The organism is Kribbella flavida DSM 17836 (assembly GCF_000024345.1).
GTDB lineage: Bacteria > Actinomycetota > Actinomycetes > Propionibacteriales > Kribbellaceae > Kribbella > Kribbella flavida.
In genome coordinates this window covers 4787749-4801069 of the sequence record NC_013729.1, presented here as the reverse complement: position 1 = coordinate 4801069, position 13321 = coordinate 4787749, and the positions used below count along the sequence as shown (strand labels likewise).

The 13321-nt window shown below is 71.8% G+C and carries 12 protein-coding genes; 9 read left to right on the top strand and 3 right to left on the bottom strand.

All coding sequences use genetic code 11. The features are described from left to right. Positions 1 to 6: 6 nt before the first annotated feature. Complete coding sequence (locus KFLA_RS22105; protein ID WP_049797412.1) at positions 7 to 294, bottom strand: hypothetical protein; 288 nt, start codon at positions 292 to 294, stop codon at positions 7 to 9. A 217-nt stretch (positions 295 to 511) separates the two neighbouring features. Between KFLA_RS22105 and KFLA_RS22100 the strand changes: the two genes are divergently transcribed. The 4 genes from KFLA_RS22100 to KFLA_RS22085 all read left to right on the top strand — a co-directional run bounded on the left by KFLA_RS22100 (position 512) and on the right by KFLA_RS22085 (position 6240). Beyond that, positions 512 to 1321 carry a DUF2382 domain-containing protein gene (locus KFLA_RS22100; protein ID WP_012922039.1) on the top strand — a complete coding sequence of 270 codons (810 nt, stop codon included), beginning with the start codon at positions 512 to 514 and terminating at the stop codon, positions 1319 to 1321. 80 nt (positions 1322 to 1401) lie between these two features. Continuing rightward, positions 1402 to 3531 (top strand): phosphate acetyltransferase, encoded by a 2130-nt coding sequence (pta, locus tag KFLA_RS22095; protein WP_012922038.1) that lies wholly within the window; start codon positions 1402 to 1404, stop codon positions 3529 to 3531. Further along, positions 3528 to 4718 (top strand): acetate/propionate family kinase, encoded by a 1191-nt coding sequence (locus KFLA_RS22090; RefSeq protein ID WP_012922037.1) that lies wholly within the window; start codon positions 3528 to 3530, stop codon positions 4716 to 4718. The genes pta and KFLA_RS22090 overlap by 4 nt, the downstream gene beginning before the upstream one ends. A gap of 85 nt (positions 4719 to 4803) precedes the next feature. Next, positions 4804 to 6240, top strand: coding sequence for a GuaB1 family IMP dehydrogenase-related protein (locus KFLA_RS22085; RefSeq protein WP_012922036.1), 1437 nt, complete (start codon positions 4804 to 4806; stop codon positions 6238 to 6240). 14 nt (positions 6241 to 6254) lie between these two features. On the opposite strand, the gene KFLA_RS22080 is transcribed toward KFLA_RS22085, so the two are convergent. Continuing rightward, complete coding sequence (locus KFLA_RS22080) at positions 6255 to 7601, bottom strand: TIGR01777 family oxidoreductase (RefSeq protein WP_012922035.1); 1347 nt, start codon at positions 7599 to 7601, stop codon at positions 6255 to 6257. 141 nt (positions 7602 to 7742) lie between these two features. On the opposite strand from KFLA_RS22080, the gene KFLA_RS22075 reads away from it, so the two are divergent. From KFLA_RS22075 to KFLA_RS35840, 4 genes are read left to right on the top strand one after another with little or no spacing between them, the layout of a single operon-like run. Then, positions 7743 to 8579: a DUF4397 domain-containing protein gene (locus tag KFLA_RS22075; protein WP_012922034.1), complete on the top strand. Its 837-nt coding sequence runs from the start codon at positions 7743 to 7745 to the stop codon at positions 8577 to 8579. Beyond that, a complete protein-coding gene (locus KFLA_RS22070) occupies positions 8576 to 9280 on the top strand; it encodes a class F sortase (RefSeq protein WP_012922033.1) in 705 nt (234 codons plus the stop codon). Before KFLA_RS22075 ends, KFLA_RS22070 begins: the two co-directional genes overlap by 4 nt. A gap of 34 nt (positions 9281 to 9314) precedes the next feature. Beyond that, positions 9315 to 9887: an RNA polymerase sigma factor gene (locus tag KFLA_RS22065; RefSeq protein WP_148256700.1), complete on the top strand. Its 573-nt coding sequence runs from the start codon at positions 9315 to 9317 to the stop codon at positions 9885 to 9887. Next, a complete protein-coding gene (locus KFLA_RS35840) occupies positions 9871 to 10575 on the top strand; it encodes an anti-sigma factor (RefSeq protein ID WP_012922031.1) in 705 nt (234 codons plus the stop codon). Before KFLA_RS22065 ends, KFLA_RS35840 begins: the two co-directional genes overlap by 17 nt. Here KFLA_RS35840 and KFLA_RS22055 read toward each other — a convergent pair. Next, a complete protein-coding gene (locus KFLA_RS22055) occupies positions 10572 to 11066 on the bottom strand; it encodes a MarR family winged helix-turn-helix transcriptional regulator (protein WP_012922030.1) in 495 nt (164 codons plus the stop codon). The genes KFLA_RS35840 and KFLA_RS22055 overlap by 4 nt on opposite strands. 75 nt (positions 11067 to 11141) lie before the next feature. On the opposite strand from KFLA_RS22055, the gene KFLA_RS22050 reads away from it, so the two are divergent. Then, complete coding sequence (locus tag KFLA_RS22050) at positions 11142 to 13181, top strand: MMPL family transporter (protein WP_012922029.1); 2040 nt, start codon at positions 11142 to 11144, stop codon at positions 13179 to 13181. Positions 13182 to 13321 lie beyond the last annotated feature (140 nt).

Sequence of the window (13321 nt, the reverse complement as noted above, 5' to 3'; positions counted from 1 at the left end):
ACTGACTCAACCCGGAGCGACGTCCTGCAGCGCTCGCTCGTACTGGGTGCGCCGGAACGTGAACGGGCCGAAGCCGTCGTAGTCGCGTTGGGGGCGATGCGGCTGGCTGAAGCCGAGCCAGGTCACGTACTGCTCGTCGGTCTGCACCCGGCACTCCAGCGACCAGCAGCCGAGCTCCCCGCAGTCGCAGCCGAGCAGGGCACTCCGGTCCTTCCAGTACGGCGATTCGTACGGCACCAACTCCCGCGCCCCGTCCCACGGCCGCACCTCGAACCGGACCTCGCGAACCAGCATCCAGCCAATCTAGACGCTCGGAGCCGTCACGAGGCGGTCCGTTCCAGCGGGTCAGCAAACGGCTCCGGCACGGACGCGCCGGGGTCGGTTCGGGACAGGGAGTAGCGCTACCGGTGCGGCCACCGCAATTGCTGGAAGGAAACTTGTGCAGCGGGAATTCAGCGGTGCTGGAGGGGTACGCACAGAGCCTCATACCCCTGTTACCTGAGGAGCAGCGATGATCACGGCTGAACAAGTACGAGACGTCACCGGATCCGAGGTCTACGGCAGCGACGGAAACAAGATCGGCAAGGTGGGCCAGGTCTTCCTGGACGACCAGACCGGTCGGCCCGACTTCGCGACCGTGCAGACCGGGCTGTTCGGAATGAGCGAGAGCTTCGTCCCGCTGGCCGAGGCGTCCTTCACCGGCGACGGTCTGACCGTGCCGTTCACGAAGGACAAGGTCAAGGACGCGCCGAACGTCAGCCCGGACGCCGGGCACCTGTCGGTCGACGACGAGCGATCGCTCTTCGAGTACTACGGACTGTCCTACGGCGGCGACTCCGGCTTCACCGGCGACCGCGACGACGACCGGTACCGCGACGACGACCGGTACCGCGACACCGACGACGGCGTGCGCGCGGAGGGGCACGACACCTCGGGCCCGACCACCGACGACGCGATGACCAGGTCCGAGGAGCGCCTCGACGTCGGTACCCAGCGGCAGGAGGCCGGCCGGGTGCGGCTGCGCAAGTACGTGGAGACCGAGCACGTGCAGACCACGGTGCCGGTGCAGAAGGAGCGCGCGGTCGTCGAGCGCGAGCCGATCACCGACGCCAACGTCGGCGACGCCACGTCCGGCCCGGAGATCTCCGAGGAGGAGCACGAGATCGTGCTGCACGAGGAGAAGCCGGTGGTCGACACCCACGTCGAGCCGGTCGAGCGGGTCCGGCTGGGCAAGGAGCAGCGCTCCGACGAGGAGACGGTGTCGGGCGAGGTGCGCAAGGAGCGCATCGAGACCGACGGCGACCTCGACGACCGGCGCTAGCCGCCGGTACGGGGGCGGGGCCCGCCGCGGCGTGCGGGTGCGTCCGGAGTCCTGATCGGGCGACTGGTTAGGGTTCGGACATGGGGAGCAGCGTGTACGTCGCGTCCGTGGAGGGTTCCACCGGGAAGTCGACGGTGGCCCTCGGGGTGTTGCAGCAGTTGTCGCGACGGGTGGGGCGGGTGGCAGTTTTCCGCCCCATCGTCCGGCCGGACACCGCCAGGCACGGCGGGCGCGACTACGTGCTGGACCTGCTGATCTCGCACGACGCGGTGGACCTGGCGTACGAGGACTGTGTCGGCGTCACCTACGACGAGGTGCACGACGACCCGGAGGCGGCGCTGGACGTGATCGTCCGGCGCTACCACGACGTGGCCGAGCGGGCCGACGCGGTGCTGGTGGTCGGCAGCGACTACACCGACGTCGGTACGCCGACCGAGTTCTCCTACAACGCGAAGATCGCGGCGAACCTCGGGACGCCGGTGCTGCTCGTGCTCAACGGGTTCCGCCGGAGTCTGGAGGACCTGCGGGCGATCGCGGACCTGGCCGTCGCCGAGCTGACGGCCAACCACGGGGCACTGGCCGCGGTCGTCGCCAACCGGGTCAACCCGCACGACCTCGGCCGGACCGTCGGCGCGCTGGCCGGCGTCGGCGTACCGGCGTACGCGCTGCCGGAGGAGCCGGTCCTGAGTCAGCCGACGCCGGCGGATCTGCTCGAGCCGATCGCCGGCCGGATGCTGAGCGGTGATCCCGAGCTGCTGTCGCGGGAGGTCACCGGGCTGGTGGTGGCCGGGATGACGATGCCGAACGTGCTCGACCGGCTGTTCGACGGAGCCGCGGTGATCACCGCCGCGGACCGGCCCGAGGTGGTGCTCGGCGTGCTGATGGCGCATGCCTCGCGCACCTTCCCGCAGATCTCGGCGATCGTGCTCAACGGCGGGTTCACCCTGCCCGCCCAGGTCCAGCGGCTGATCGAGGGCCTCGGCGTGACGCTGCCGATCCTGGAGACGGACCTCGACACCCAAGCGGCGTCGGCGGCGCTCACCGCCGTCCGGGGCCGGCTCACGAAGGACTCGCCGCGCAAGCTCGACACCGCGCTCGCGTTGTTCGAGCAGCACGTCGACAGCCAGGCGTTGCTGGACCAGCTCGCGGTGGCCCGCAGCAGCGCGGTGACGCCGTTGATGTTCGAGCACCAGCTGATCGACGCGGCAGTTGCCGACCGCAAGCACATTGTGCTGCCGGAGGGCGAGGAGGAACGCATCCTCCGGGCGGCCGACGTCCTGCTGCGGCGTGGGGTGGCCGAGCTGACCCTGCTCGGGGACCCGGTCGCGATCAGCGCGAAGGCGGCCGGCCTCGGCCTCGACCTGTCCGCGGCGAAGGTCGTCGATCCCGAGAACGACCCGCTGGCGGAGCAGTTCGCGCTGGAGCTGCACCGGCTGCGGCAGCATCGCGGCGTCGACCTGGACCGGGCCCGCGAGCTGGTCAAGGACGTGTCGTACTTCGGCACGATGATGGTCCAGCTCGGGCTCGCCGACGGCATGGTGTCGGGCTCGGTGCACACGACCGCGCACACGATCCGGCCGGCCCTGGAGATCGTCAAGACGGTCCCGGGGGTGTCGGTGGTGTCCTCGGTGTTCTTCATGTGCCTGCAGCACCAGGTCCTGGTGTACGGCGACTGCGCGGTCAATCCCGATCCGACCGCCGAGCAGCTGGCCGACATCGGCATCTCCTCGGCCGCGACAGCTGTTGCCTTCGGCATCGAGCCGCGGGTCGCGATGCTGTCGTACTCGACCGGGACGTCGGGCACCGGCACCGACGTGGAGAAGGTGTCGGCGGCGACCGCGATCATCCGGGACCGGGCGCCCGACCTGCTGGTCGAGGGCCCGATCCAGTACGACGCGGCGATCGACGCCGCGGTCGCGCGGACGAAGCTGCCGGGATCGCCGGTCGCGGGCCGGGCGACGGTGTTCGTCTTTCCCGACCTCAACACCGGCAACAACACGTACAAGGCGGTGCAGCGGTCCGCGAACGCGGTGGCGGTGGGACCGGTCCTGCAGGGGCTGCGCAAACCGGTGAACGACCTGTCCCGGGGTGCGACCGTGCGGGACATCGTCAACACCGTCGCGATCACCGCCCTGCAGGCCCAGCAGGCCAAGCCGGCCGTCGAATCGAGCGGACCGGCCACGGTGCCGGTGGAAGGCGGCAGCCGGTGAGCGACCACGTGCTGGTGATCAACGCGGGCTCGTCCTCGCTCAAGTACAGCCTGATGGACGCCGGGTCCGGTGCGGCGGCCGCGGACGGCGTGATCGAGCGCATCGGCGAGCCGCAGGGGCATCGAAGGCACCGCGGTCCGGACGGCGAGACGGAGAGCTCGGACCCGATCGCCTCCCACGAGGACGCGTTGCGCGCGGCGCTCAAGGCCTTCGAGACGCACGGCCCGTCGCTCGACGACGTGGAGTTGGCGGCCGTCGGTCACCGGGTCGTGCACGGCGGCGCACGCTTCGGCGCCCCGAGCCTGGTCGACGACGCGCTGATCGCCGAGGTCAGCGAGCTGGTGCCGTTGGCGCCGCTGCACAACCCGGCCAACCTGGAGGGCATCGAGGTCGCCCGCCGGCTGTTCCCGGACCTGCCGCAGGTGGCCGTGTTCGACACCGCGTTCCACCAGACGCTGCCGCCGCACGCGTACACGTACGCCGTCCCGTCCGACTGGCTCGAGCAGCACGGCATCCGCCGGTACGGATTTCACGGCACGTCCCACTCGTTCGTCGCGGAGGAGGCCGCGCGGCGGCTCGGCCGGGACCTGACCGAGCTCAACCTGATCGTGCTGCACCTCGGCAACGGGTGCTCCGCGTCGGCGGTCCACGGTGGCCGGTCGGTGGAGACGTCGATGGGCATGACGCCGCTCGAAGGCCTGGTGATGGGCACCCGGTCCGGCGACCTCGACCCGGCGATCCACGGCCATCTGGCCCGGGAGCTGGGCTGGTCGATCGACGAGATCGACCGCGTGCTGAACTCCGCGTCGGGGCTGAAGGGCCTGGCCGGCGAGAACGACTTCCGCGAGCTCTCCCGGCTGCGCGCGGCGGGCGACCCGCGGGCCGAGCTCGCCTTCGACGTGTACTGCCACCGGATCAAGAAGTACGTCGGCGCGTACTACGCCGTGCTCGGCACGGTCGACGCGATCGTCTTCACCGCAGGCGTCGGCCAGCACTCCGCCGAGGTCCGGGCCGCCGCGCTGCAGGGCCTCGAACGCCTCGGCATCCGGCTCGATCCCGGCCGCAACGCCGAGCCGCCCGGCACCGGCACGGTGTCGGCCGACGGCAGCGAGGTGACCGTGCTGGTCGTTGCCACGAACGAGGAGTGGCAGATCGCCCGGCAGGCGCTCGCCGTCGTCCGGCGCTGACGTCCGACGGCCGGGCGCCCCGCGGCCGGTGACGTAGCCTGGCTGGTGCTTTGTCCGGGCGGGACGAGGGTGTGAGGTGGTAGGCATGCGGTTTCTCCAGGGGCCGGTCCCCGGTCAGGATCTGACGTTCAACGACGTGTTCCTGGTCCCGAACCGTTCGGCGGTCGCGTCCCGGCTGGACGTCGACCTGTCGACCGGCGACGGCAGCGGTACGTCGATCCCGGTGGTCGCGGCCAACATGACCGCGGTGTCCGGTCGCCGGATGGCCGAGACGATGGCGCGCTGCGGCGGTCTGGCGGCGATTCCGCAGGACATCCCGGTGGAGGTGGTCACCGAGGTGGTCGGATGGATCAAGCAGCGGCACACCATCTACGACACCCCGCTGGTGATGACTCCGCACGGGACCGTCGGCGAGGCGCTCAACCTGCTGCCCAAGCGTGGCCACGGCGCGGTGATCGTGGTCGAGCAGGGCCGGGCGGTCGGCGTGGTCACCGACGCCGACTGCGAGGGCGTCGACCGCTACACCCAGCTCGACGCCGTGATGTCGCGGGAGCTGCTCACCCTGCCGGCCGGCATCGCCGCCGAGCAGGCGTTCGACCAGTTGCACGGCGGCCGCCACCGGCTCGCCCCGGTGGTCGACGGCGAGGGCCGGATCGTCGGCATCCTGACCCGCCAGCGCGCCCTGCGCGCCACTCTGTACGAGCCGGCTCTCGACGCGAACGACCGGCTGCGGGTGGCTGCCGCGATCGGCATCAACGGCGACGCCGAGCTGAAGGCGAAGGCGTTGCTCGAGGCGGGCATCGACGTGCTGGTGATCGACACCGCGCACGGTCACCAGGAGCGGATGCTCGACGTGCTGCGGGTGGTCCGGTCGCTGGATCCGCAGGTCCCGGTGGTGGCCGGCAACGTGGTCACCGCGGAAGGGGTTTCCGACCTGGTCGCGGCCGGGGCCGACATCGTGAAGGTCGGGGTCGGGCCGGGCGCGATGTGCACGACCCGGATGCAGACCGCGGTCGGGCGCCCGCAGTTCTCGGCCGTGCTCGACTGCGCGGCCCGGGCCCGCGAGCTCGGCAAGCACGTCTGGGCCGACGGCGGCGTCCGGCACCCGCGCGACGTCGCGCTCGCGCTGGCGGCCGGCGCGTCCAGCGTGATGATCGGGTCCTGGTTCGCCGGCACCTACGAGTCACCCGGCGACCCGCACCACGACAGCGACGGCCGGATCTACAAGGAGAGCTTCGGGATGGCGTCGGCGCGCGCGGTGGCGAGCCGGACCGCCGACGACACGCCGTTCCAGCGGGCCCGCAAGAGCTTCTTCGGCGAGGGCATCTCGACCGCCCGGATGTACCTCGATCCCGAGCGGCCGAGCGTCGAGGACGTGCTCGACTCGATCGTGTCCGGCATCCGCAGCTCCTGCACGTACGTCGGTGCGACGAACCTGGAGGAGTTCCACGAGCGGGCCGTCGTCGGCATCCAGACCGCTGCCGGCTACTCCGAGGGCAAGCCGCTGGCCGCCAGCTGGTGACAACGCCGGTCGCCTCAGTCCTGTGCTGACGGGCTCCTGCCCAGCAGGTGACGCAGAGCCGGAGCCAGCGTGGGGTAGCGGAACGTGTGGTCGAGCTTCGTCAGCAGGTCGGGCATGACTCGCTGCGAGGCTTCGGCCAGTTCCTTCGCGCCTTCGTCGCCCAGCAGAAGACGAGGTCCGAACGCCGGGACCCGCAGCAGGGCCGGGCGGTGCAGGACCTCGGCCAACGTGCTGGTGTAGTCGGCGTTGCGGACGGGCTCGGGCGCCACCGCGTTGACCGGCCCGCTCAGCGCCTCGTCGTACAGGGCGCGGTGGTAGATGTCGAGCAGGTCGTCGATCCCGATCCAGGCCTGCCACTGGCTGCCGTCACCCAGCGGCCCGCCGAGCCCGGCGGCGAACATCGGGTACTGCAGCCGCAGGACGCCGCCCGCCGGCGTCTGGACCAAGCCGGTCCGCACGGTGACGACCCGGAGGCCGCCGTCCCGGGCCGGATCCGTCGCGCGCTCCCAGTCCTCGACCAGTGCGGCGAGGAACCCCTCACCCCGGGAGCTCTGCTCGGTCAGGATCTCGTCGCCGCGGTCCGGGCCGTAGAAGCCGATGGCCGAGGCGCTGACGAAGGTGCGCGGACCGTCCGCGGTGGTGGCGGCGAGCTTCGCGAGCTTGTGCGTCGGACCGATTCTCGACTGGACGACCGCGCGGCGGTGCTCCTCGGTGAACCGCCCGGCGATCGAGGCGCCGGCCAGATGGACGACGGCGTCGACACCTCGCAGCAGGTCGGCCGCCGGCGCGGCCGGGTCCCAGCGACGTTCGTTCGGGCCGGACGGTTCGGTGCGGACGAGCCTGATCACCGTGTGGCCCGCGGTGCCGAGCAGGGCGACCAGCGCGCGGCCGATCGTGCCGTGGCTTCCGGTCACCGCGACGGTTCGTGGCCGGGCCCCGTGCGCTGAGGCGCGCTGCTGCGCCGCGAGGTCGTCGGCCAGCTGGCGGTGCCGGTAGACCAGCATCGAGCGGAGCAGGACGCCCGGCACGTTGCCGTCGATCCGGTCGGTGATCCGGGTCCGTTCGTTGCCAACGGCCTCGAACTCGTGGGTGTGCCGCCACCTCACCACCCAGCGCAGCGGGGCCGACGTCAGCTCGTCGACGAAGTGCTCCGGCGGCACCGAGCCGCTGTGCTGGGCGACCCAGTCCAGGCCGAGCGGGAAGCCGAGCACGGCCCGGCCACCGGCCAGGTCCTGCGCCTCCTGCTTGATCCGGACCGGCATCCACGGCGGCGTCAGCCGCTGGATCGCGCCCGGCCGCTCGTGCCAGCCGAAGACCTCGTCCCGCGGCGCCTCCACGATGCTGCTGTAGGTCAGACCCACTGCGTCTCCTCTGCTCGGTAGCGCTGCCCCCCAGGATGCCACGCGTGAGTTTTGCATAAGTTTGGGCTGCAGCTGCCGCATCCACGCAGGAGGTCCGGACGGAACAGACAGACACCAGAACCGCCACCCCAGGAGGAAACGATGTCTGTACGACGTATCACCGCGCTGACCGCCGCCGGGCTGCTCGCCGCCGCGCTGCCGATCGGTGCCGCCACCACCGCCGAGGCCCGGCCGACGGCCGACGCCACCGTCTCGATCCTGCACGCGGTGCCCGGCGCGACCGTCGACGTCTACGCCAACGGCAAGGCACTGCTGACGAACTTCGAGCCCGGCACGCTGACCGATCCGCTCAAGCTGCCGGAGGGTGAGTACGACCTGAAGGTGACCGCGGCGGGAGCAGGTGCGAACGGCGCCGCCGTCATCCAGGCCAACGACGTCGCCGTACCGGGCGGGGCCAACGTCACCGTGGTCGCGCACCTGAACGCGGGCGGCAAGCCCGCGCTCACCCCGTTCGTGAACGACGTGTCGAAGCTCGGTGCCGGCAAGGCCCGGCTGACCGTACGGCACACCGCGGCGGCGCCCGCCGTCGACGTTCGCGCCGGCGGCGACCCGGTCTTCGAGGGGCTGACCAACCCCCAGCAGGTCAAGGCCGACCTGCCCGCGGGCACGGTCACCGCCGACGTGGTGCTGGCCGGCACCTCGACGGTCGCGATCGGCCCGGCCGACGTGAACCTCAAGGAAGGCACGAACACGGTCGTCTACGCCTGGGGCAGCGCCAGCGGCAAGAACCTGAAGCTGGCCGTCCAGACGATCTCCGGCCTGCACGGCAACCCGAGCGGCGTCCCCGGCGGGACCGGCGGGCAGGCCGCGCAGTCGACGCAGGAGCAGGGGCTGCCGCTGTGGGCCGTCCTGTTCTGCGGCGCCGCGGCGCTCGGCCTGGTCGGCGTCGGCACGTCCGCGGTGCGCGCCCGGTCGTGAACACACCGCTCTCCCCGCTGCACACCGCCCGGGCACTGGCCGTCGTCTTGATGGTCCTGGTGCTCGGGGGGTGTGGTGGCCCCGGCGCCTCGTCGTCGTCGACGGCGTCCGGAGACGGGCGGGTGCAGGGTGCGAGCCCGGCGGCCGGTGGTTCTCCCACTCCCGGTCCGGCCGCCCCTTCACCCGTCCCGTCGCCACCGGCGCCCGGTACGGCGGTCCGGACCCGGGCCGCCGAGTTGCCGAGAGCAACAGTCGTCCCGGCGCCGGAGCGGTTGACGATCCGGTCCGTCGGGCTCGACCTGCCGGTCCGGGCCGTCGGTGTCGCGGCCGACGGTCAGATGGAGCTGCCGGTGAACCCGTCGGTGGTCGGCTGGTACCGGTTCGGGCCGGCGCCGGCTGAGCGCGAGGGGTCGGTCGTGCTCGGCGGGCATGTCGACAGCAAGGAGTACGGCGTCGGGCCGCTGGTCCGGCTGCGCAAACTCCGGCCGGGCGCGCTGATCGACGTACGGGCCACGGACGGCAGCACGGTGCAGTACCGAGTGGAAGGAGTGCGGGATGTCGAGAAGCAGGAGCTGGCCGTCGGCGAGCTCTTCGGCCGCACCGGTCCGCGCCGCCTTCACCTCGTCACCTGCGGTGGTCCCTACGACCCGGACGGTGGTGGCTACCGCGACAACCTTGTCGTCACCGCGACTACGCCCTGACCAGACTCGACCGGGAGCCACTAGAGTGCCGTTCGTGACCACTACGGAGTCGGGTCCACCCGCTCCGGCCGAGATCGCGAAGGGATTCGCCGACGGCCGTGAGGACAGCCTCGCGGACGCCTACCGGCGCTGGTCGAAGCTGGTCTTCACGCTCTGCCTGCGCGCCCTCGGCGACCGCGGCGACGCCGAGGACGTCACCCAGCAGGTGTTCGTGTCGGCCTGGCGGGGCCGCGGCAGCTTCGATCCTGGCACGGGGGAGCTGGGCGCCTGGCTGGCCGGGGTGGCCAGGCATCGGATCGCCGACCGGCTGGCCGAGCGGTACCGGGCGCAGCGCGACCAGGCCGCCGCCGCGACGCTGGCCGAGCAGGGCGTCGCGCCGGGTCACGACGAGCTGCTGGTGGACCGGGTGGTGATCGCCGACGAGCTCGACCGGATCGAGGAGCCGCGCCGAACCATCCTTCGGCTCGCCTTCTACGAAGACCAGACGTATCCGCAGATCGCGGACCGGCTCGATCTACCGTTGGGCACGGTGAAGAGCCACGTACGCCGTGGCCTGCTGCACCTGCGGGACCGGCTGAAGGAGGTGACAGGTGACGACGCATCTTGACGACGAGCTGCTGGCCCAGTGGGCCTTCGAGCAGTCGCAGCCCGACGAGCGAGCCACCGGCCACCTCCGCAGCTGCCCGGCCTGCCAGGCGAGTCTCGACGAGCTGCGGGAGCTGGCCGCGACGGTCGACGACCTGCCGGAGCTGGAGAACCCGCCGCGGGAAGTCTGGCAACGGATCACGGCTGAGCTGGGTCTGTCCGTCCCGGTCGACTCTGTTGTACGGCCTGAACGGCGTACGGATGGGTGGAGCCGGCGGGCGGTTGTGCTGGCGGCGAGTGTCGCGGCGATCGTCGGGATCGGTGTCGGCATCGGCGGCACCTTGCTGCTCCGTGGTGGCGACGACGTCCCGGCGGCCGCGCCGGAGACCGTCATCAAGCTGGCGCCGCTGAACGGCAAGACCGGCGACGGTACGGCGGGGCTGGTCCAGGCCGCAACAGGCCCACAGCTCAAGGTTTCCGCGTCCGGGCTGAGTGCGGCCAGCGGGTACTACGAGGTGTGGCTGATCAACGAGGACGGCAAACGCATGGTCTCCCTCGGCGTGCTCGCGGCCGGCCACGACGGCACCTTCCAGCTTCCCAGTGACCTGCCGGCTCAGGGCTACCGGATCGTCGACGTGTCCCTGGAGCCCGACGACGGCAACCCCGCGCACTCCCTGGACAGCGTCATCCGCGGCACCCTGCCGGCCTAGGGCAGGTCGTTCAACGGCTTGTCGAGCTGCTCCCGGTAGGTCCGGAACGCCTCGATGGTGGCCGCCAGGTACCGCCGTACGACGGCCAGCTCGGCGGGGGAGAAGTCGGCGGTGACCGAGCGGTGCAGGCTGCCGAGCGGGGTGAAGAACTGCTGGGCCAGGGCGAGCCCCGCTTCGCCGTAGTGCAGGTTGACCCGGCGGCGGTCCCGCTCGTCGCGTTCGCGGCGGACGTGCCCGGCCCGCTCCAGCCGGTCGAGCAGGCTGGTCACGCTGCCGGTGGTGAGGCCGAGCTCGGAGGCGAGCTCACCAGCGGTCAGCGGCCGGCCGTCGGCGCCGCCGACCAGGACCCGGATCAGCGCCTCGACATCGGTGCCGTGCACGCCGTGCCGGTGCGCGAAGGCATGACCGATCCGCTGGCTCTCGGCGGTGAGGGTCTGGATCAGCCGCACCAGTTCCTCCCGCTCGCCGTCCGCCGGCTTGCGCGTGGTCACCCGTCCTCCTATTGTCTTGATCATCAAGATACTCGATCAGCAAGGTAATTCTCGACCGATCTGCTGGGAGTCACTGTGTCAGGTACTCGATCCGTCCTGCGCTCGCGGAGGTCGGCGGCCCTCGTCCTGCTCGGTGCCTTCGCGGTCGCCGTCCTGGTGCTGCTGCTGCCGACCGCGACGCCGGCCGAGCCCCGGTCGGCGACGGGGCTGTCGACCAGCGCCGAGTCCGCGCGGGTGGAGCAGTTGCGGGAGAGCCTGCCGAAGGCCGACGAGACCGCGGCGCTGATCGTGTTCAGCCGGCCGGGCGACGGCCGGCTGTCCGAGGCCGACCGGGGAGCCGTGCAGCAAGTCGCGCAGTCCCTGCGCCCGCTGGCGCCCGGCGGCCAGGTGGCGCCGGTGCAGTTCGCGGAGAACGGCCAGGTGGCGCTGGTGGTCCTGCCCTTGCCGGCCGCCGACGAGGCGGAAACGGAGCGTCAGATCGACGACCTGCGCGGCAAGGTGCGGGAGTCCTTGCCATCCGGGGTCGACGTCCAGGTCACCGGACCGCCGGCGTTCACCACCGACCTGACCCGGGTCTTCGACGGCGCGGACATCCGGCTGCTGGTGGTGACCGCCGCGGTCGTCGCCCTGCTCCTGCTGCTGACCTATCGCAGCCCGGGGCTGGTCCTCGTGCCGCTGATCGTCGTCGCGCTGACCGAGCAGGTGACCACCGCATTGTCGGAGCAGGCGCTGGCCGCGCTCGGGTTGCCCGCGGGTGGTCAGGTCACCGGCATCACCAGCGTGCTCGTCTTCGGTGCCACGACCGACTACGCGTTGCTGCTGATCGCCCGGTACCGCGAGCAACTGCGCGCGACCGACGACGCCCTGGCCGCCCTGCGGACCGCCGTAGGCCGGGTGGCGGAGCCGGTGCTCGCGAGTGGCGGCACGGTCATCGGCGCGCTGGCGATCCTGCTGCTGGCCAGCACCGAAACCCTGCGCGGCATCGCGGTCTCCTGCATCATCGGCATCGCGCTGGCGATGTGCGCCGGGCTGCTGGTGCTTCCGGCCGCGCTCGCCGTCTTCGGACGTGGCATCTTCTGGCCGTTCGTCCCGCGGGTCGGCGACGCGGCGCGCGACGGCAAGATCTGGGGCCGGCTCGGTGGAGTGGTCGCGCGTCGCCCGGTGCTGGTTCTGGTCGCGTCGACGATCGTGCTGGCCGGGTGCGCGGCCGGCACCGTCGGTGTCCGTACCGGCCTGGCCCAGAACGAGCAGTTCCGGGTCGAACCCGAGTCGGTCCGCGGAGCCAAGGTGCTGGCCGCCGCGTTCCCGGCCGGGACCACCGAGCCGGTGCGGGTGATCGGCCCCACCGGCCAGTCCGCGGAGATCACCGAGCTGGTGCAGGACGTCGACGGCGTGGCTTCGGTGCGGCCGGGCTCCCGCAGTGATCAGCTCGCGCAGTTCGACGTGGTGCTCACCTCGGAGCCGGGCAGTGCCGAGTCGTTCGACGCGCTCCGGGCGTTGCGGAGTCAGCTCGACGCCGTCAGTCCCGACGTGCTCGTCGGCGGTGGTGCGGCCGAGAGCCTCGACCTGCGCACCGCCGACCGGCGGGACCAGCTGATCGTCATCCCGCTCGTCCTGCTGCTGGTCGGCTTGGTCCTGGTCGCCGTCCTGCGGTCGCTGCTGGCGCCGTTCCTGCTCCTGCTCACGGTGGTCGCCTCGTTCTTCGCCAGCTTCGGCGCGAGCTGGCTGATCTTCGATCGCGTGCTGGGTTTTCCCGCCCTGGACGGGTCGGTGCTGCTGCTGTCCTTCCTCTTCCTGGTGGCGCTCGGCGTCGACTACAACATCTTCCTCAGTACCCGCGCCCGCGAAGAGGCCCGGACCGCCGGTACCCGGGCCGGGATGCGCACCGCGCTGGCGGTCACCGGTGGCGTCATCACCAGCGCCGGACTCCTGCTCGCCGCCGTCTTCGCGGTGCTCGGCGTGCTGCCGCTGATCACGCTGACCCAGGTCGGCGTCATCGTCTGCGTCGGCGTGCTGCTCGACACGTTGCTGGTCCGCACGGTCGTCGTACCGGCGCTGGCGTTCCTGCTCGGCGACCGGTTCTGGTGGCCCGGCCGACCGGTCGTCGGGCATTGAATGTGACTGTCCGGTCTCGATTTGTCACAGGGGCTTGCCGAGAGCCCGCTGGAATCGATACCTTCCTTCCCGGCTCGACCTGGCCGTTCCCCCCGTGACGGCCAGGCCGAGCCCCTATTTTTCCGCCGCGCACCGCGGGT

Excerpts from the sequence above, each read along its gene's own strand:
- KFLA_RS22105 (WP_049797412.1), bottom strand. The coding sequence starts at position 294 with ATGCTGGTTCGCGAGGTCCGGTTCGAGGTGCGGCCGTGGGACGGGGCG.
- KFLA_RS22100 (WP_012922039.1), top strand. The coding sequence starts at position 512 with ATGATCACGGCTGAACAAGTACGAGACGTCACCGGATCCGAGGTCTAC.
- pta (WP_012922038.1), top strand. The coding sequence starts at position 1,402 with ATGGGGAGCAGCGTGTACGTCGCGTCCGTGGAGGGTTCCACCGGGAAG.
- KFLA_RS22085 (WP_012922036.1), top strand. The coding sequence starts at position 4,804 with ATGCGGTTTCTCCAGGGGCCGGTCCCCGGTCAGGATCTGACGTTCAAC.
- KFLA_RS22075 (WP_012922034.1), top strand. The coding sequence starts at position 7,743 with ATGTCTGTACGACGTATCACCGCGCTGACCGCCGCCGGGCTGCTCGCC.